The organism is Serratia sp. (in: enterobacteria), assembly GCF_052400455.1.
GTDB classification, from domain to species: Bacteria; Pseudomonadota; Gammaproteobacteria; order Enterobacterales; family Enterobacteriaceae; genus Serratia; species Serratia ureilytica.
In genome coordinates this window covers 4616753-4637097 of record NZ_CP185812.1, presented here as the reverse complement: position 1 = coordinate 4637097, position 20345 = coordinate 4616753, and the positions used below count along the sequence as shown (strand labels likewise).

Here is a 20345-nt window from a genome sequence, read left to right as displayed (position 1 = left end):
CGGATGGAGAATGCTCATGTCGCGTGTTGAACGCCTGTACCACCGCACGGTGACCGGCCTGCTGCTGTTGATTCTGCTGCTGCCGCTGGCGGCGACGCTGGTTTACGCGCTGGCCACCCAGTGGGGCGCCACCATTTTGCCGGACGGTTTTACCCTGAAATGGCTGACGGCGCTGTGGAGCGATTCGCGCTTTTTGCTGGCGCTGTGGCACTCGCTGCTGATCTGCTTTGGCACGTTGCTGCTGTCGGTGGTGGTGATCCTGCCGGCGATGTTTGTGATCGCTTACTACTTCCCCAAGCTGGACGCGGTGATGAACGTGCTGATCCTGCTGCCGTTCGCCGTGCCGCCGGTGGTGTCGGCGGTGGGGCTGATGCAGCTGTTCGCCGCCGATCCGCTGCCGCTGCTCGGCACCCCCTGGATTTTGGTGGGCTGCTATTTCACCATCGCGCTGCCGTTTATCTACCGCGCCATCAGCAACAACATGCAGGCGATCAACCTGCGCGATCTGATGGACGCCGCGCACCTGCTCGGCGCCAGCACCTGGCAGGCGGCGCTGTGGGTGGTGCTGCCGAACCTGCGCAAGGGCGGAACGATCGCCGTGCTGCTGTCGTTTTCGTTCCTGATCGGCGAGTTCGTGTTCGCCAACCTGCTGGTAGGCAGCCAGTATGAAACGCTGCAGGTCTATCTGTTCAATATGCGCAACGGCAGCGGGCACTTTACCAGCGCGCTGGTCATCTCCTATTTCGCCGTGGTGCTGCTCGTCACCTGGCTGGCGAACCTGCTGAATAAAAACAAGGGCTAACCCGATGGCTTATCTCAACGTCACCCGCCTGAACAAACACTATGGCCAGACCCAGGTGTTTCAGGATATCGATTTCACCGCCGAAGAGGGGGAGTTCGTCACCCTGCTGGGGCCTAGCGGCTGCGGCAAATCGACGCTGCTGCGCTGTCTGGCCGGCCTGACCCCGGTCGACAGCGGGCAAATTTTGCTGCAGGGCCAGGATCTGGTGCCGCTGGCGCCGCAAAAGCGCGGCATCGGCATGGTGTTTCAAAGTTATGCGCTGTTTCCCAATATGACGGTGGAAGGCAACGTGGCCTTCGGCCTGAAAATGCAGAAGCTGGCGGCCGGACAGATCGGACAGCGGGTGCAGGAGGCGCTGGCGCTGGTGGAGCTGACCGATTTGGCGAAGCGCTATCCGCATCAGCTGTCGGGCGGCCAGTGTCAGCGCGTAGCGTTGGCGCGATCGCTGGTCACTCGCCCGCGTCTGCTGCTGCTCGACGAACCGCTGTCGGCGCTGGATGCGCGTATTCGCAAACACCTGCGCGAGCAGATCCGGCGCATTCAGCGCGAGCTGAACCTGACGGCGATCTTCGTCACCCACGATCAGGAAGAGGCGCTGACCCTGTCGGATCGCATCGTGCTGATGAACAAGGGGCAGATCGTGCAGAGCGGCGATGCGGAAACCCTGTATACCCAGCCGGCGGATGCCTTCGCCGCCGGGTTTATCGGCAACTACAACCTGCTGAGCGCCGAACAGGCCGGCCGCTTGACCGGGCGCAGCTATGTCGGCAAGGTGGCGATCCGCCCCGAATCGATCGGCCTGTTGCCGGCCGGACAGGGGATCGGCGGGGTGATCCTGGGTCACAGTTTGCTCGGGAATGTGGTACGGTATCGGATTCAGGTTTGCGAGGTAGAATTGCTGGTTGACGTGCTCAACCGTTCGGTGGCCGACCTGCGGCCCGACGGCGCGGAAATTGGGCTACACTTGGAACCTGTTGTATTGCGGGAAGTTGCATGACTTCGCAGCGCGGCGCCGGGGCCTTCCCGCCGCCGCATTAACCCTTCTCTTCTGCGGTCTGCCGCCCGCCCGCTGTCCTGCCAGACCCACGCCCGGCAGGCGGGACCGCGCGCTGTATCCGTCATCCTTTGGCTCGCCTCTCTGCGTCGCGTGACAAGCATCGGGTATCAGCCTCCTTTGGCCGGGCGTTAATGGAGCGTATCTTCCGTGCTGACCCTTCTTCACCTGCTTTCGTCCGTGGCGCTGTTGGTGTGGGGCACCCACATCGTGCGCACCGGGATCATGCGGGTTTACGGCGCCAATCTGCGGCGCGTGTTGAGCGACAGCGTTGAGAAAAAACCGCTGGCGTTCGTTTCCGGCATCGGCGTGACCGCGCTGGTGCAAAGCAGCAACGCCACCGCACTGCTGGTGACCTCTTTCGTCGCGCAGGGGCTGGTGGGGCTGGCGCCTGCGCTGGTGATCATGCTGGGCGCCGACGTCGGCACCGCGCTGATGGCGCGCGTGCTGACCTTCGATCTTTCCTGGCTGTCGCCGCTGCTGATCCTGGTCGGCGTCTTCCTGTTCCTCAGCCGCAAACAGATGCGGATCGGCCAGATCGGGCGCGTCCTGATCGGCCTTGGGCTGATCGTGCTGGCGCTGGAGCTGATCGTCGCCGCCGCCACGCCGATCACCCAGGCGGCCGGGGTGAAAGTGCTGTTCTCGTCGCTGACCGGCGATGTGATGCTGGATGCCCTGACCGGCGCGCTGTTCGCCATCGTCAGCTATTCCAGCCTGGCGGCGGTGCTGCTGACCGCCACCCTGACCGCATCCGGCGTGATTTCGCTGAAGGTGGCGCTCTGTCTGGTGATCGGCGCCAACCTCGGCAGCGGCCTGCTGGCGATGATCAACGCCAGCGGCCAGAACGCCGCGGGGCGGCGCGTGGCGCTCGGCAGCCTGCTGTTCAAGCTGGTGGGCTGCATACTGGTGCTGCCGTTCGTCTCCTATCTGGCGGATTTGATGGCTCAACTGCCGGGCGGCAGCGAAGAGCTGGTGATCTATTTCCACGTGTTCTACAACCTGATCCGCTGCCTGGTGATGATCCCGCTGGCCGGGCCGATGGCGACGCTGTGCGAACGGCTGATCGTCGACGAAGCGGCCGACGATCCGCGCATGCGGCCGCGCCATCTGGACGCCAGCGCGTTGGACACGCCGACGCTGGCGTTGGCCAACGCGGCGCGCGAAACGCTGCGCATGGGCGACGTGGTGGAACACATGATGATCCTGCAACGTGAGGTGCTGCACGGTAAGCAGGGGGTCGATAAAGAGGTGCGGCGCCTCGACGATGACGTCGACGTGCTGTACACCGCCATCAAGCTGTATCTGGCGCAGATCCAGAAGGAAGATCTGGGCGAGGAAGACTCGCGCCGCTGGGCGGAGATCATCGAAATGGCGCTCAACCTGGAACAGGCGGGCGACATCATCGAGCGCATGGCCGGCGACGTGGGCGCCAAGTCGCACGCCGCGCGCCGCGCCTTCTCGGCGGAAGGGTTGGCGGAGCTGGACGGGCTGCACGAACGGCTGATCGGCAATCTGCGTCTGGGGCTGTCGGTGTTCCTGTCCGGCGATGTCACCAGCGCCAAGCGCCTGCGCCGTTCCAAGCACCGCTTCCGCATTTTGGATCGCCGCTACGCGCACGCGCACGTCGATCGTTTGCACCAGCAAAACGTGCAGAGCATCGAGACCAGTTCGTTGCATTTGGGATTGTTGGGGGACATGAAGCGCCTGAACTCGCTGTTCTGCGCCGTGGCTTACAACGTGTTGGATCAGGATGCCAAGGACGACGATCGCGACTGGGAAGACACCCCGAGCACGCTGTAAAAAAAAACGCCCCCGGTTTTAACCGGGGGCGTTGCGTTGGGGGGCGAGTTATTTGCCGCTGAACACCCCGGCTTTGGCGTCCGCTTGCTGAGTTGACGCATGGCCGCTGGCGATCGGCACGTTGCCGCCGACGCTTTGCTTCGCCGCGCCGCCTAACAGCCCGCCGATCGTGGCGGCCGCATCGACGCGGCCGCCGCCCTGATAGCGCTGGCCGCTGACGTCCTGCTGGCTGACCTTTCCGCCGCCCAGTTCCACCTTGCCCTGCTGGCTGCGGATCTCGCCGCCGGTCAGTTGGGTTTGGCCGCCGACCTGCAGCGCCACGCCGTTCTTGCCGGTAATCGCCGACTGCTCGCCAACCGCGTTGTTGTTCACCACGTCGGCATTGACCTTGAGGTGCCCCTGGCGACCGGCCGGACCGGTGATGCTGTCTTTCACCGCGCCGCCGACGGTGCGTGCGCCGCGATCCCACAGCGGGCCTTGCGGTTTTTCACCGGCCGGCGTTGCCGGCAGCGTGACTTTGCCGTCGGCCTTGCTGAAGCTGACCGCGCCGGTGGTGTCCTGCTGCGGATCGAGGCGACGCGCCACGCTGTTGTACTTGTCGGTGGTGGCGTCGGCCACTTTGTTTACTCCGGCCTCCAGTTTCTCTTTCACCTTACCGGCGTAGCGCGGTGTGCCCACCTTCGACAGCTTGGAGGTGACGCTGCTGCCCGGATCGTTGCTGTGGCTCAGGCCGGCATCCACATCCACCTTCACGCCTTTCTCAACGTCTTTGCGGCTTTCAATGCGCAGATCGCCGCCCACCTTGCCGTGGACGCTGTCGGCATCGACGCGCGCCCCGGCGAGACGGGTGTCCTTGCCGCTGTTGATCGCCACGTCGCCCGCAGTGATGCCGGCGTTGGCGTGGGTGGTTTTATCCTGCTGTTCCACGCCGACCTTCAGACCGGCCCCCAGCGTATGGGTGTCTTTGCCGGTGTTCGGATCGATCTTGCCGCCGGCGTCCTTGTTGAACGTTTGGCCGCCTCTGGCGTTGGCTTTGATGCCCAGATTCCAGTTGTCTTTATGCTGCTCGTTTTTGGCGGACTCCAGCAGGATGCCGCCGTTTTTCGCCTCGAGCGCGGCGCTGCCGCCGCTGACTTTGGCGCCCTGCAGATGCAGCGCGTCATCGCCTTTGCCATTGGCGGACAGGGTGACCTTGCCGTCTGAGGCGAGAGTGGCGCCCTGGCGTTCTATCGCGGACTCATTCACCTTGGCGATGTCGAATGCGCCGCCGGCGGAGAGGCTGCCGCCGGTTTTTTCCTTGCTGTCGCTGCTGCCGGCGCCCAGATCGATATTGCCGGACAGCTTGCTCTCCTTACGCGCTTGGGTCGATTCCGCCGCCCGCAGCGCGACCTGGTTGCCCGCGCTCAGAGTGACGTCGCCCCGGCTCTTGACGTCGGTGCCCTGCAGCGTCAGATCGCGGCCCGCCTTCAGTTCCACACCCTGTTGGCCGCTGACGTTGCCGACCTGCGCGGTGCTGCTGCTGCTTTCGCTGTTGTGGGTGCCGCCGCCGAACCCGGCGCCGAAGTTTTTACTGTCGGCGGTGAAACCGCCCTTGGCGGAGGCTTTGACGTTAAAGCCGCTGTGGCTTTCGCTCTGTTTGTCGCTGGCCTGATCAAGACGGATATCGCCGCCGGCGTTGACGGCGGTTTTACCGCTGCCCCCGTTCAGCGCGGTGCCCTGATAGACCGCGTCTTTTTTCACGTTGACGTTGATGCCGTTGGCCGCGTCGATCGAGCCGGTCACCGCCTGGCTCGCGCTGCTGTTGCTGCGCTGAGTGCCGCCTTCGCCCTTGGCGTCCACGGTCAGATCGCTGCCGGTGGTGGTGTAGACGCGCACGCCGGCGCTGCCGCGGGTGTCGCGGCTCTGCTCGTCCTGACGGTTCGCCGCGGCTTCGCTGCGGTGGCTGTCCGCCGTCAGCGTGACCGCGCCTTTGTCAGCTTGATATTGCGTGCCCTGATCGCGCACTTCGCCTTTGGCGTTGATGTCGATGCTGCCGGCTTTCACCGAGCTGACCACCGCCTGCGAGCTGCTGCTGCGTTTTTCGCTGCTGCCGCCCTGTGCGCCGATATCCAGGCCGACGTTAGGCGCGCCGATGCCGCCGATGTCGTTGATGACGCCGGTGGCGTCCAGCTTGGCCGCCTTGCCGACCGCACGCTCGACCGGACGAGTGACGGCGCTGTAATCGACGTTGGCGCCGATGTTCACGCCGACGTCGGTTTTGGTGGTGCTGCTGCTGGTAGTGTCGGCGGCGGCCAGATGATCGACGCCCGCGGCGTTTTCTTGATAGGCGCCGCCGACGCTGTGTTGCGCGCCTTGCTGGGTCAATTTGTCACGGGCGTTGACAGTCAGGTTGCCTTTGACGTCGCTGCCGGAGGTGACTGCCTTGCTGCTCTGCGCCTGCGTTTTGCTGTTCTCGTAACCGGCCTCTACGCCGCTGCCGAGCTTGTCGATGCCGCCGGTGTAGTAGAAACCGCCACCGACCTTGGTCTGCTCGGTGTTCGAGGTGGTTTTGTCGTCGGCCGCCAGGAACGAAACCTTATTGCCGCTGACGCTGGCGTCGCCTTTGTCGGCGACCAATTTGGAGCCGCTGAAGGTCACGTCCTTATCCGCTTCGAGCTTCACGCTGCCGCCGCTGAGGGTGGCGCCGCGGTTCTCGGTGCGGGTAGTTTTCTCGCTGTCGCGGGTGTGTTCGATGCGTACACCGGCGCGGTATTGCTTGTCGCCGGCTTCTTTGGCGTAGCCGTTGACGGTAAGCGCGGTCTTCTGCTCGTCGATGTTCTGCTGCTGCTCGGCGGCCTTGACGTTGATGTTGCCGGTCTGTGAGGTGACGTTCAGTTCGCCGCCGCTGGCGACCTGGCTGCCGATCACGTCGGTATCCTTACGGCTGACCAGCTTCAGGTTGGTGTCGGACTTCAGTTCGCTGGCGGTACTGCTCTGGTAGCTGTTGTCGGCCTTGTGCGAGCTGCTGGTGATGTTGAACACGGTGCCGGTGCGCGCGTCGATTTTGTCCACGGTAGTGCTCAGCGCGTTGTCGATGCGCAGGCCGCCGTGGGTGGCGGTGACTTCGCCACCTTTCTGGCCGCGCGCCTTGCTGCCGGTGATGGTGACGCCCTGCTGGCCGTTCAGGCGCAGCGTGCCGCCGCTGGTCAGTTCGGAAGCGTGGCTGACTTCGCGGCGGTTGCTGTTGTTCTTGTTGTCGCCGCCGCCGATGCCGCCCCAGGAGGTTTTGTCATCGCGCACCGCTTTGGCGTTGGCGGTTTTCTGCACCCCGATCTGGATCTGGTTGTCTGCGTCGATCGTCAGATCGCGCTGGGCGTGAACCCTGGCGCCCTGGGTTGCGACATTGCGGCCGGCTTTCAACGTCAGTTCGCCCTGGCTGCGCAGTTCGCTGGCCTTCAGGCTTTCGCTTTCGTCGCTGCTGCTCCAACTGCCGGTGCGCAGGCTGGAGGTGTGGTTGCGCTGGTAGCCGCGTTCGCTGGACTTATCCTTCTCCACCAGCCCGGCGAGGTGCACGTCGCGCGCCGCTTTGACGCTCAGCGCCCGGTCGGCGCTGACGTTGGCGCCCAGCAGCGTCACGTCCTCCCGGGTGCTGACGAGTTTGGCGTTGCCGCTGGCGGCGACGGTGCTGCCCGCCTGCTGCTGCTGCTCGCGCTCGCGGGTGACGTCGTATTGCCAGGAGTAGAACCAGCGGTTGTCGGTGTGACCTTGGGTTTGCTTCAGCTGTTGGCCGTCGAGCGTCAGCTTGCCGCCCTGCAGGGTAATGTCTTCGCCGCGAATATCGGTGGCGGTGAGGTGCGCGTGGTTATCCGCCACCAGGCTGATGTTCTTGCCTTTCAGCTCGGTGCGGATCAGCTTCTGGCTGCTGCTGCGATCGTTGACGTAGATGCCGCCGCGGTAGTTCTGGTAGTTGTCGCCGCCGTTGCGGTTGCTGCCGGCATCTTCAACGCGGCTTTCGCTGCGAATGTCGTAGGCCTTCACCTTGAGCTCGTCGCCGGCGGTCAGCTTGCCGGCCAGCTTCACGCCGCTGCCTTGCGCGGTGTTGATGATGTTGATGCGCCCGGCCTGCATGCTGCCGAGGTAGTAGCTGTCCAGCGCGGTCGTCGGTTGCTCGCTGGCCAGCACCTTGCCGTCGCGCGCCACGCGGTTAAGGCCGCTGATGGCGTTGATCGCCGCCGGCGTCACTTTGCCGTTGCGGTGGGTGAAGTCTTGTACGATGACGTCGCCGCGGCTGTCTATCTTCGGCGCGATCAGATCCAGCACGCCGCCGGCGTTCAGGGTGCCGTTGAGGCTCAGGGTATTGCGGTTGCCCAGGGTGCTGTAACCCTGCAGCAGGCCGTTTTCCACCAGCGGGTTGCCGACCACCAGCGAGGAGCGGCTGGTGTTGATGAACCCGCAGCCCTGGCAACTGATGCCGTTCGGGTTGGCCAGCACGTAGTCGGCCGCCATGCCGAAGATCTCTTGCTGGCCGTGCAGCAGCGACGGATTGCGGCCGATCACTTCATTGAGGATCACGCTGGCTTCGCGCCCGCCCAGATTGGGGTTGGCGCCCAGTTGGCCGGCCAGCTGCGACAGCCCCGCCTCGCGGGAGTTGTTCAGCACCGCGCCGGGCTGGTTGACGTTGAAGTCCTGATATTGGTTATGCGACAGCCCGTTGCCGTTCGGCGCGACGATGTCGACCACCTGGGCGCCGGTGGCGGCGGTGGAAACGCCGGGGCCGTTGGCGCCGTTGGCCGCGACGATCTCACCGGCGTAGGCGCCGGCGGAAGCGGCGAGAATTATCGCCAGCGCGGCGGCCAGTTTGCCTGCCGCCGAAAGTCTGAAGTTATTATTTTTCATCCATGTATCTCCGTATATTGCCGTGGGGTCCTGCAAAACTGCTGATTAAAAGGTGTAAGAAAAGCGCGCCAGCACCTGAACGGGATCTTCAGGCGTGGCGTGGTTCGACAAAATCCAGCCGCGGCTGACCTCCAGATCGACCAGCGCCTGCCTGTAGCGTAACGTGGCGCCGCTGCTCACCCCGGCGCTGCTGCGCCAGCCCGAGTTGTCCTGACGCGGCAGAATGCGGCCGACGTCGGCGCCAAGGCGCGGCGTCAGCGTGGCGGCACCTAAATTGAAGCTGCGCGACAGCGTGTTCTGCAGATACCAGCCGTTGTCGCCGGACTGGGTGCTGCGGCTGAAGCCGCGCACGGCGCTGCGATCGGTAAGGCTAAGCCACTCCACGCCGGGCAGTGGGTCGCGGCTGTATTGGCCGTAGAACAGGTTGTTGAGCTGATAGGTGGCGTCACCCAGCTTGAGGCGCTGGCTCAGGTTGGCGAACAGCTTGCCCTTGGTGAATTGACTGTCGAGGTGCACCGAACTCGGGTGGCGATCGGCGCCCAGCCAGGGCAGGCCCTGCTCGACGCTGAGGTTGGCGCTGAATACCCCATGGGGCAGAATTTGCAGGTGGCTGGCGCTCAGCTCGGCCAGGGTCAGCGTTGGGCTGCTGACCTCAAGACGCACGCTTTCGAAGTAGTTGTCGATGCGCTTGTAGGTCAACTGGCCGCTCAGGCTGTCTATCTGATCGTGGTCGCGATAAAACACGTAGTCGCTGCGCAGCCCGTACTGTTGAGTCTGACCGTGCAGTTTGACCACGTTGTGCGGCAGCTGCTGGTGGTTCTCATAGGACGAGAAGCTGGCGAACCCGCTGAAGGTGAACGCGCCGTACGGCAGCGAATAGAGCAGGGTGTAGGCGCGATTGTAGCGGTGAGCCGGGTTTTCCAACGTGCTGTTGGCGTTCAGGCTGACGAAGTCCGACAGGCCGAACGGGCTGTCCAGCGTGGCGGTGGCGCGCGCCAGCCACTGGCCGGTGCTTTTCTGGCCGTAATTATCCGTGCCGGCGGTAATCAGCCAGGGCTTGGCGTGCTGATTGCGCAAACGAATGACCGAACCGCCAACCTGGCGGCCGGGTAATATATCCAGCTTGGTGGTATTCGATTGCAAACGATTGGCCTGATCCAATCCTTGATCGAGTTCGGTTAATTTCAGCGGCTTGCCTTCCAGCCCAGGAAATAATAATCGGCTGTTGACCCAGCGATCGCCGCCTTCTATTTTCTCGATAAATCCTTCGGTCACGCTCAGCCCCAATTCCCCCTGCGAATTAGGGCGAACAATTTGCACGCGCGCGGTGATATAGCCTTTTTTCACATAAAGGCGCGTTAATTCGCGGGTCAGGCGATTGATATCGTTGCTGCTGATGCAGTTTTCCGGCAGCGCGCTTAGGGCCGACAAATCGGCCGGCGAGAGCAGGGTAATGCCTTGCAGGTAAACGCCGGCGATCGGCAGGCACTGCGCGGATTGCGGCAGGGCGGGCGCGGCCGGTTCCGGTTCCGCCAGCAGGCGCTGTTGCTTCAGTTGCTGATAGCGGCGCTGTTCAATCAGCTGGTTGACTTCACGCGTGCTGTCTTGCAGCGCGCGGCGTGATTCCCCCATCGACATATCCCGCATCATGTGGGAATCCGGCAGGGTTTCAGCGGAAAGGGCCGTGCTGACCAGCAGCATCAAGGCGGTGATTTTTTTTATCATTGTAATCCATTATGAGAGGCTGCCGGGGCAGCCAGCCCAATCCATGAGGTTAACCACGGGCGACCGACGGCCGGCCCGAAATAATGAGCGACATGCACATTGCGAGGTATCTCGATTTGCCGCAGCAAATAAGACGGTGGGTATAGATCTAAATAATAATTAGGCTGCTTCTTTTTTGGCGGGCAACCCTGGTGACTTAATTAATTAAAAAAAGTGGAGCGTCTCTCCCCCTTGCCAACATTATCGGCATGGATAGGAAGAATCTGAATTTTTATTTTTCACGGATGATAGAGGATGGGGGGAATTATGACAATCCGACCAGTGGGAAATACGAAATTTCGCAGAGAAGAACGGGGACGCAAATGTTTGCGTCCCCGCAGGCGGTTTATTTTTTCTTGATGGGGCGTCCGGACCAATAACCCGCCAGCAGCGAGCCGGAGAGATTGTGCCAGACCGAGAACAGCGCGCCCGGCAGCGCGGCCAGCGGCGAGAAGTAGATTTTGCCCAGCGTGGCCGCCAGCCCGGAGTTCTGCATGCCGACTTCAATCGCCAGCGTGCGGCAGGTGGATTCGTCGAAGCCGAACAGCTTGCCGCCCCAGTAGCCGCTCAACAGACCGATGCCGTTGTGCAGGATCACCGCGACGATCACCACCAGGCCGACCGAGGCGATGTGGCTTTGGCTGCCCGCCACCACCGCGCTGATGATCGCCAGGATGCACACCATCGACAGCGCCGGCAGCAGCGGCTCAATGCGCTTCACCGTTTGGGTCAGGGTATGGTGGACGATCAGGCCCAGGCCGATCGGGATCACCACGATCTGCAGGATGCTGAGCAGCATGCCCATGATATCGACGCTGATTTCGGCATCGACGTACAGGCGGGTCAACAGCGGCGTGGCGAACACCCCCACCAGCGTCGAGACCGCCGAGATGGTCACCGACAGCGCCACGTCCCCCTTGGCCAGGTAGATCATCACGTTGGACGCGGTACCGCTGGCCACGCTGCCCACCAGCACCATGCCGGCGGACAGATCCGGCGGCATGCGGAACAGCATCGCCAGGATCCAGGCCGCCAGCGGCATGATCAGATAATGCAGGAAGATGCCTGCCGCCACCGGGCCGGGGCGCGCCAGCACGCGTTTGAAGTCGTCGAGCCGCAGCGTAACGCCCATGGCGAACATGATCAGCATCAGCAGCGGGCTGACGTAGGGGCCGATGCCGGTAAAGGTGCTCGGCGTGTAATAGGCGGCGACGGACAGCAGTATCGCCCACAGGGGGAATAAGCGCGTGAATATTGCCAGCATGCAGGTTTTCCTTAGCCAGATTGAGAACGGTGGGGGTGGTTGTGTTTTTTTGCGGGTTCAACAGGCTGAACCCCTGCCGGTTTTGAACGGATTTTTTAGACGCAGGGGCGCAGCATGCTGCGCCCGCAATCAGGGATAATGACTTATTCGAACAGGTTGTGGTGCAGGGTGCGCACCACCTGCTCGGCTTCTTCGCCCGGCACCAGGAAGCACAGGTTATAGCTGCTGGCGCCGTAGCAGATCAGGCGGATGTTGAACGGATCGAGCACGCCGAACACCTCTTTGCCCACGCCGCAGGCCCGCGACAGCTGGTTGCCGATGATCGCCACCAGCGCCAGGTTTTCTTCCACCTCCACCCGGCACAGCGACGACAGCTCGGTCAACAGCGAGGTGGTCAGCAGGCTGCCGCCGACGGAGGTGGCGCCGGTGGTGTCCATGGTCAGCGCGATGCTGACTTCCGAGGTGGTGATCAGATCGACGGAGATATTGTGGCGCGCCAGAATGTTGAACACCTCGGCCAGGAAGCCGCGCGCGTGCAACATGTTCAGGCTGTGCAGCGTCAGCAGCGTTTGCTTGCGGCGCAGCGCCAGCGCGCGGAACAGCGGCGGGTTTTCGGTGGTGTTGCACACCAGCGTGCCGCCGGCCGCCGGATCCTTGCTGGAGCCGACGAACACCGGAATGTCGCTGCGCACTGCCGGCAGCAGGGTGGCCGGATGCAGCACTTTGGCGCCGAAGGTGGCCATTTCCGCCGCCTCTTCGAAACCGATTTTATCGATGCGCTTGGCTGCCGGCACCACGCGCGGATCGGTGGTGTAGATGCCCGGCACGTCGGTCCAGATATCCACCCGGCCGACGCCGAGCGCCTCGCCGAGCAGCGCGGCGGTATAGTCGCTGCCGCCGCGGCCGAGCGTGGTGGTGCGGCCTTTCGGTTCGCTGCCGATAAAGCCCTGGGTGACCACCAGCGCCTCCTGCAGACGCGGCCGCAACTGCGCCTGCGCCAGTTCGCTGAGCGCGGCGCTGTCCGGCACGGCGCGGCCGAAGTGATCGTCGGTGCGCATCACTTTACGCACGTCGAACCATTCGGCCTGCACGTTGCGGGCGCGCAGGATTTCAACGAACAGCAGGGTGGACATCAGCTCCCCATGGCTGACCAGCTCGTCGGTCAACGCCGTCGAGGTGGCCAGCGACGCGGCCTCCGACAGCATGGCGATGTTTTCCAGCAGGCGGTCTATCTCGTCGCGGATCACCGCAGGTGCCGCGAGGCGATCGAGGATGGCGTACTGGATGCGACGAATTTCATCAAGCTGGTAGTTGCGCTTCTCGGCCTCGCAGCCCTCGGCCAGGGCGACCAACAGGTTGGTGACGCCCGCCGAGGCGGACAACACCACCAGGCGGACCTGCGGATTGGCCAGCACGACGTCGGCGCTGCGGTTCATGGCTTCAAAGTCGGCGACGCTGGTGCCGCCGAACTTGGCTACCACGGTGGAATTCTGGGGTACTGCTTGGTTCATGTAGAAACCTCGTGTCAGGGATGCCCGTTTGGGGGCACTGTAATTCCATAGCCTTGGCACAAGGGGAGAGCGGTAAACAGGGGGCAGGCGTAGAGGTCAGGCTACGATACACCCAGAAGCGCCCCACCTTGTCGATCGCCCTGCGGGCGATCCCCTGGTGACAACCCAGGGGATTCAGCCCCTGTAGTCGATACGATAATGGCCGGCCATTACCCTACCTCGGCGTCGCTCCCCCTCGGGTGCCGTCAACGGAGAAACGGCTCCTCTGACACTCTACCTGGGCGACGCGCCTCTTCTGGCTTGCGCACCGGGTGCGCAAGTAGGCTGTTAGGAATAGCCGGTTATCGTCATTCTGTCAACGTACAGACGGTGAGGGATTTTCATCTTGCACCAGCGCGATAAGCGTACAGGGCATCGCAGGCGTGGAACCGGCGCCAATCGGTTGCAGAGAACCGTCTTCCTTTTGGCTGAATAACGGGATAACGCCCTGATGTTTTTCCAAATACTCCAACCAACCGAAATTTTCGTTCAATTTGGTCGCTTTGATGGTGGCCCCCCTGGCGAGCAGGCTGCTCAGGCGGCCGTAGGTGGCTTCCTGATTAAATAAAATTTCGTGCCGGCGGAAACGCGAACTTTCCGCGCTGGCGCCGCGCCCTTTCAACGGCGCCCCCGAGCGAATGGCGAACACGTGATCCTCGCCGAAGAGGTGGCCGAAGTGATAGACGGCCAGCGCGTTTTGGTGACGATTGGGCGACAGCGCCAGCACCTGGGCGATATTGCTCAGATCGAGATAGTTCTCGGCGTGTTCGGAGTAGGCGTGGCCATAGTAGGCCGGAATGCCGTCCATGCGCGCCTGACGGTAGTATTCCCAGCTGCTGTCGGTGACGATCACCGGCACGTTCAGCTTGATCAGCGCCTGCGCCAGCATGCGCGCCACGCTGTTGGCGCCGACGATCAGCACGCCGCGCGGTTTCTGCTGCTGCACCCGCAGCCAGCGCGCCATCATGCCGCTGGTCAGGCTTTGCAACACCACGGTGCCGATGATGATGGCGAACACCACGGTCACCAGCCGGTCGGCGCCCTGATAGCCACTGCGCTGCAGCGTCAGCGCGAACAGCGAGCTGACCGCCGCGGCGACGATGCCGCGCGGGGCGATCCAGCACAGCAGCAGCCGATCGCGCCAGTGCAGGGAAGAGCGCCAGGTCGACACCGCGATGCACAGCGGCCGGGCGATGAACTGCACCGCCAGCAGCAGCAGGAGCAGCGGCCAGCCCATGTTCCACAGCGCCTGGATGTCGAGCCGCGCCGCCAGAATGATGAACAGCGCCGAGATCAGGATCGCCGACAGCTCCTCTTTGAACGCCAGAATATCGCTGGTATCCACGTCGCGCATGTTGGCCAGCCAGATGCCCATGACCGTGACGGTCAGCAAACCGGATTCGTCGGCGATGGCGTTGGAAACGCCGAAGGCGGTCAGCATGATCGCCAGCACCGCCAGGTTCTGCAGGTAGCGCGGCAGCCAGACGCGGCGCAGCGCCAGGCCGAGCAGGTAGCCGAACAGCGCGCCGGCGATCAGGCCGACGGCGGCGGTCACGCCCAGCGTCCAAAACAGGTGGGTATAGGATTCCGCATTCTGCTTCAGCACGATGAACTCGAACACCAGCAGGGTGAAGATGGCGCCGACCGGATCGATGACGATCCCTTCCCAGCGCAGCACCTGGTTGATATTGGCGTTCGGCCGCACGACGCGCATCAGCGGAGCGATCACCGTCGGCCCGGTCACCACCGTCACCGCGCCGATCAACGCCGCCAGCTCCGGCGGGAAATCCAGTAGCCACCAGCTGGCGAGGCTGATGACCAGAAAGGTGACCAGCATGCCGACGGTGACCAGATTGCGCACTACGCCGCCTAGGCCGCGAATTTCCTCGAAACGCAGCGTCAGCGCCCCTTCGAACAGGATGATCGCCACCGACAGCGACACCAGCGGAAACAGCAGATCGCCAAACAGCAGATCCGGCTGCACCAGATGCACCGTCGGGCCGAGCACGATGCCGAACAGCAGCAGCGGCAAGATGGCCGGCAGGCGCAGCAGCCAGGCCAGCCACTGCGCCAGCAGCGACGCCAGGCCGATAAGCACCAACATGAGTGGGGCGGATAATTCCATAAGCGAGATCCCTTTCAAATGACGAAATAAGCGACGATGACACAGCCTGATGACAATTCGGCAACCCCGATAACAGGCCGTTAGCCAAAAGTATAGAGTGAAAGCTGAAACGAGGCGGCAATGCGTTGACAGTTAGCGCCTATCGCAAGAAAAGCGATCATAATCACAGTCGAACAGGCTACAATCGGACAAACGCGTCATTTTTATTCTCAAGCCTAAGAGTGTTGCTATGAAAAATATCAATCCTAGTCAAACCGCTGCTTGGCAAGCCCTGCAGCAACATTATGCACAGATGAAAGACGTACGGATCGCCGACCTGTTCGCCGAGGACAGCGATCGTTTCTCCAGGTTCTCCGCGACCTTCAACGATCAAATGTTGGTGGACTATTCCAAGAACCGCATCACGCAGGAAACCCTGGAGAAGCTGCAGGCGTTGGCGAAAGAAACCGATCTGCAAGGCGCCATCAAATCGATGTTCGCCGGTGAGAAGATCAACCGCACCGAAGATCGCGCGGTGCTGCACATTGCCCTGCGCAACCGCAGCAACAGCCCGATCCTGGTCGACGGCAAAGACGTGATGCCGGAAGTGAACGCGGTGCTGGCCAAGATCAAACAGTTCTGCGCGCGCGTCATCGGCGGCGAGTGGAAAGGCTACACCGGCAAGCCGATCACCGACGTGGTGAACATCGGCATCGGCGGTTCGGATCTCGGCCCTTACATGGTGACCGAAGCGCTGCGCCCTTATAAAAACCACCTGAACATGCACTTCGTCTCCAACGTTGACGGCACCCACATCGCCGAAACGCTGCAGCCGCTGAACCCGGAAACCACGCTGTTCCTGGTGGCGTCCAAAACCTTCACCACTCAGGAAACCATGACCAACGCCCACAGCGCGCGCGACTGGTTCCTGAGCAGCGCCGTCGATCAACAACACGTGGCCAAGCACTTCGCTGCGTTGTCCACCAACGGCAAAGCGGTGGCCGAGTTCGGCATCGATACCGACAACATGTTCGAATTCTGGGACTGGGTCGGCGGCCGTTACTCGCTGTGGTCGGCGATCGGTCTGTCGATCGCGTTGTCCATCGGTTACGACAACTTCGAGCAGCTGCTGAGCGGCGCGCACGCCATGGATAAGCACTTCGCCGAAACGCCGGCGGAGAAAAACCTGCCGGTGCTGCTGGCGCTGATCGGTATTTGGTACAACAACTTCTTCGGCGCCGAAACCGAAGCCATTCTGCCGTACGATCAGTACATGCACCGTTTTGCCGCTTACTTCCAGCAGGGCAACATGGAATCCAACGGCAAGTACGTCGATCGCAACGGCAATCCGGTGGATTACCAGACCGGCCCGATCATCTGGGGCGAGCCGGGCACTAACGGTCAGCACGCGTTCTACCAACTGATCCACCAGGGCACCAAGCTGGTGCCGTGCGATTTCATCGCGCCGGCCATCAGCCATAACCCGCTGGGCGATCACCACGCCAAACTGCTGTCCAACTTCTTTGCCCAGACCGAAGCGTTGGCGTTCGGCAAGTCGCTGGAAGTGGTGGAAGCCGAGTTCGCGGCGCAGGGTAAAACCCCTGAGCAGGTCAAACACGTGGCGCCGTTCAAAGTGTTTGAAGGCAACCGTCCGACCAACTCGATCCTGCTGCGTGAAATCACCCCGTTCAGCCTGGGCAGCCTGATTGCGTTGTACGAGCACAAGATCTTCACCCAGGGCGCAATCCTGAACATCTTCACCTTCGATCAGTGGGGCGTGGAGTTGGGCAAACAGCTGGCCAACCGCATCCTGCCGGAACTGGCGGGCAGCGAGAAAATCAGCAGCCACGACAGCTCGACCAATGCGCTGATCAACCGCTTCAAGGAATGGCGCTAATCGCCTGATCTGAGCCAATAAAAAAACCCGCCGCGGCGGGTTTTTTTACGTCTGCGAAAAGTTACAGGTTGATCGGCACTTCGAAGCTGACGCCGGCGCCCACGTCATCGGCGGTGCTGTGATCGCTGTCGGTGTACCACAGGCTGGTGTCGAACTTAACCTGTGACGGGAAGGTGTAACCCCAGCCGAGCTGAATGCCTTTCAGCGTATCGGAACGCGGGAATGCCCGGTTGATGGTTTGGTTGTTCGGATTCACCTTGGCGTATACCAAGCGGGTGCTCCAACGCTGGCTGTCGTCCAGCACCAGCTCGACGCGACCGGACAGCATCTGGCCGTCGCCGCCCATCGCATGGCCCAGCGGGTAACCTTGCTGGTAGTAACCGCCCCGATAGATGTAGTGGTTGTACATCACGTTGTTGGCGTTGCCGTTAGAACGGGTATCAGAACCTTCGATATGCCAGTTGATGGTGGTCGGACCCCATTCCGGATGGCCTTCAAGCCCCAACATATAGGCATTATGCGAAGGCAACATGCCGGCTTCATCTTCGCCGGTGATTTGGCCATAAAGGCTGACCGGCATGCCGACTAGCGGCTGCAGTTTGAGTTTGAAGTCAAAACCGCCCAACTGGTTGCCCGGATCGTTTTTCGGATCGCCGGTATTGTCGTTGCCGGTTACGCCATCCCAGAAGGAACGCCAGGAGTGCGGACGGCCATCACCGCCCCACATCATGACGCGCGAAGCGCCCAGCTCCAGGAAATCGGTCGGCATCATGGTCAGGCGACCGCCGATCAGTTTGGTATCCGGCACGGCAGCGTACTGCGACAGCTGACCGGCGGACAACTGGTATTGCCAGCGGCCGATCCACGACAGCCACGGCGTTTCAAACGGCGATTGGTCGGCGCGCTGCAGCATAAAGCCGGCGACCGGGCGCGCGGCGTCGGAGCGGATCAGGCTGCCGTCGTAACCCGGGCCCCACCACTGGGAGACCTCGCCGAAGGAGAGCCATTGGTTCCAGATTTTCACCGCGCCGTAGGAGCCGTTCATATTGAATTTGGAGCCGTCGCTGACGCGCTGGTCGCCTTCCACCGAGCCCTGCAGACGCACGTCCCAGAACTCGCCGTTGGCACCGGCGCCGATGGTCAGGCGATCGTCGGCGTACTCGTTTTGGCCGAAGCCCTGCGGGGTGCCGGGTTTATCGGTCGAGGCGTAACCGCTGACGCGGATGTTGGCTTTGAGGGCGTCAACGCGGCGTTGCACGCGGTCGATGACGTTTTTCTCGGTATTGGTGACCGGTTTGGCCTGCGCGATAACGGAACTGATCTCTTCCTGACTCAGCGGCCAGGTGGACAGGCTGACGTTGATGACGCCGCGGTCAGACAACCAGGCGAGATCGTTACGCAGATCGTTGTCAGGGGCTACCAGGCCGGCGGCGTGGCCGGACAATGCACAGGTAAACAGGCCCGCAGCGACCAGTCCGTTAAGTTTAGCGCGCATAAAGAATTCCCTTGTTAATTCGAGGTTATTGGTTTTATGTAAAGATCTCTGTGACCCATGATAGTTGACATTTCGATTTGCTACAAATCTATAAGCCAGAAACATCTTATTATAACTTTATGAATTAAATGGAGTTTAAAGTGCTTTCGCGAAGGGCGTAATTTTTAGGACAATGCCTATATTGGCAAGGTTGAATCATATAAGCGGTATTCAGAGAGAGGTTTTATGGCAAAAACGTCGCGTTCGATAATGATAGCGAAAGGGCTGCAGCGAGTGCTGAACGTGGGCCTGTTGCTGCTGGCGGCAATTCTGGTGGTGTTTCTGGTTAAGGAAACCATCCATCTGGCGAAGGTGTTATTTATCAACAGTGAAGAGTCGTCCTCTTACCTGTTGATTGAAGGCATCGTGATTTATTTTCTGTACTTTGAATTTATCGCCTTGATCGTCAAGTATTTTGAGTCGGGTTATCATTTCCCGCTGCGCTATTTTATTTATATCGGCATTACCGCGATTATTCGTTTGATTATCGTGGATCACAAAAATCCCATCGACACCCTGATCTACGCGGCGGCGATATTGGTGCTGGTGGTGACGCTCTATCTGGCCAACACCGATCGGCTGAAACGGGAGTAGCGATAAAAATGGCGGCCAAAGGCCGCCAAAGACACAGGATATCATTACCCGTCGTCTTTCAAGCGACAGCGTTGTTGACTGCACTCGCTAACCCCAGTTACTTACTGAAGTAAGCGCCTGGGCTTAGCGAGCTGGTCGCCTGGCTGTAACTTGAAATCCATAGGGTAAAAGATAAGGAAAAACATCAAACGCACTGCAGTGGCACAAATTACCCCTTCACGCCGCCGGCCGTCAGGCCGCCCACCAACCAGCGCTGCGCCAGCAGGAACACGGCGGTAATCGGTATCGCCGACAGCACCGCGGCGGCGGCGAAATCGCCCCACAGGTAGTTCTGCGGGTTGAGATATTGCTGCATGCCCACCGCCAGCGTGTAACTGTTCACATCGCGCAGCAGAAGCGACGCCACCGGCACCTCGGTGATGGCGGCGATAAACGACAGAATGAACACCACCGCCAGAATCGGCACCGACAGCGGCAGGAGCACCAGCCGGAACGCCTGCCACGGCGTGGCGCCGTCCAGCGCCGCCGCCTCTTCCAGCGAATTGTCGATGGTTTCGAAATAGCCCTTGATGGTCCAGACATGCAGCGCGATGCCGCCCATATAGGCGAAGATTACGCCGCCGTGGGTGTTGAGGCCGATAAACGGAATGTACTGGCCCAGGCGATCGAACAAGGCGTACAGCGCCACCAGCGACAGCACCGCTGGAAACATCTGGAAGATCAGCATGCTTTTCAGCAGCGTGCTCTTGCCGCGAAAACGCATGCGGGCGAAGGCGTAGGCGCAGGTGGTGGACAGCGTCACGATGCCGATGGCGGTGATCGCCGCGATCTTGACTGAGTTCCACAGCCACAGCAGCACCGGGAACGGCGGCGGCGTCACGCTGCCGTCGGCGTGGGTGACGCTGAAGCCGAGCGCCAGCCGCCAGTGATCCCAGGAGAGGGTTTCCGGTATCAGGCTGCCGGTGGCGAAGTTGCCGGCGCGCAGCGAGATGGCCACCACCATCAGCAGCGGGAACATGATCAGGGCGATAAAGCACAGCATCAAAATGTGGGTGATCCACAGGCGCAGGCGCTGGGATTTGGGTTGAACCATGGCCATCGTTATTC

General features: G+C 61.8%; 12 protein-coding genes and 1 riboswitch. Of the genes, 5 read left to right on the top strand and 7 right to left on the bottom strand.

The genetic code is table 11. The features are described from left to right. Positions 1-16: 16 nt before the first annotated feature. The 3 genes from ACORQT_RS22225 to ACORQT_RS22215 all read left to right on the top strand — a co-directional run bounded on the left by ACORQT_RS22225 (position 17) and on the right by ACORQT_RS22215 (position 3656). On the top strand, positions 17-802 hold the full coding sequence (locus ACORQT_RS22225) for an ABC transporter permease (RefSeq protein WP_033644383.1): 786 nt from the start codon (positions 17-19) through the stop codon (positions 800-802). Positions 803-806: 4 nt separating this feature from the next. Continuing rightward, positions 807-1799 carry an ABC transporter ATP-binding protein gene (locus tag ACORQT_RS22220; protein WP_033644384.1) on the top strand — a complete coding sequence of 331 codons (993 nt, stop codon included), beginning with the start codon at positions 807-809 and terminating at the stop codon, positions 1797-1799. Positions 1800-2006: 207 nt separating this feature from the next. Then, complete coding sequence (locus ACORQT_RS22215) at positions 2007-3656, top strand: Na/Pi cotransporter family protein (RefSeq protein WP_033644385.1); 1650 nt, start codon at positions 2007-2009, stop codon at positions 3654-3656. 48 nt (positions 3657-3704) lie between these two features. Here ACORQT_RS22215 and ACORQT_RS22210 read toward each other — a convergent pair whose 3' ends face one another. From ACORQT_RS22210 to ACORQT_RS22190, 5 genes are all read right to left on the bottom strand, one after another. Next, entirely contained in the window at positions 3705-8531 is a 4827-nt protein-coding gene (locus ACORQT_RS22210) for a hemagglutinin repeat-containing protein (protein ID WP_164057681.1), read from the bottom strand. 45 nt (positions 8532-8576) lie between these two features. Next, positions 8577-10256: a ShlB/FhaC/HecB family hemolysin secretion/activation protein gene (locus tag ACORQT_RS22205; protein WP_072626863.1), complete on the bottom strand. Its 1680-nt coding sequence runs from the start codon at positions 10254-10256 to the stop codon at positions 8577-8579. 385 nt (positions 10257-10641) lie between these two features. Continuing rightward, on the bottom strand, positions 10642-11559 hold the full coding sequence (panS, locus tag ACORQT_RS22200) for a ketopantoate/pantoate/pantothenate transporter PanS (protein WP_072626864.1): 918 nt from the start codon (positions 11557-11559) through the stop codon (positions 10642-10644). A 143-nt stretch (positions 11560-11702) separates the two neighbouring features. Beyond that, a complete protein-coding gene (lysC, locus tag ACORQT_RS22195) occupies positions 11703-13070 on the bottom strand; it encodes a lysine-sensitive aspartokinase 3 (protein WP_042785471.1) in 1368 nt (455 codons plus the stop codon). 108 nt (positions 13071-13178) lie between these two features. Further along, positions 13179-13373: riboswitch (Lysine riboswitch) on the bottom strand. Positions 13374-13425: 52 nt separating this feature from the next. Continuing rightward, positions 13426-15234 carry a cation:proton antiporter gene (locus ACORQT_RS22190; RefSeq protein WP_004936687.1) on the bottom strand — a complete coding sequence of 603 codons (1809 nt, stop codon included), beginning with the start codon at positions 15232-15234 and terminating at the stop codon, positions 13426-13428. A gap of 229 nt (positions 15235-15463) precedes the next feature. Between ACORQT_RS22190 and pgi the strand changes: the two genes are divergently transcribed. Further along, complete coding sequence (gene pgi / locus ACORQT_RS22185; protein WP_033651205.1) at positions 15464-17110, top strand: glucose-6-phosphate isomerase; 1647 nt, start codon at positions 15464-15466, stop codon at positions 17108-17110. A 61-nt stretch (positions 17111-17171) separates the two neighbouring features. Here the strand turns inward: pgi and ACORQT_RS22180 are convergent, their stop codons facing one another. Beyond that, positions 17172-18605 (bottom strand): capsule assembly Wzi family protein, encoded by a 1434-nt coding sequence (locus ACORQT_RS22180; RefSeq protein ID WP_042785470.1) that lies wholly within the window; start codon positions 18603-18605, stop codon positions 17172-17174. A gap of 225 nt (positions 18606-18830) precedes the next feature. Between ACORQT_RS22180 and psiE the strand changes: the two genes are divergently transcribed. Next, on the top strand, positions 18831-19238 hold the full coding sequence (gene psiE / locus ACORQT_RS22175) for a phosphate-starvation-inducible protein PsiE (protein WP_015379238.1): 408 nt from the start codon (positions 18831-18833) through the stop codon (positions 19236-19238). 208 nt (positions 19239-19446) lie between these two features. Here psiE and malG read toward each other — a convergent pair whose 3' ends face one another. Further along, positions 19447-20337, bottom strand: a complete 891-nt coding sequence (gene malG / locus ACORQT_RS22170; protein ID WP_015379237.1) for a maltose ABC transporter permease MalG — start codon at positions 20335-20337, stop codon at positions 19447-19449. Between the last annotated feature and the right edge of the window lie 8 nt (positions 20338-20345).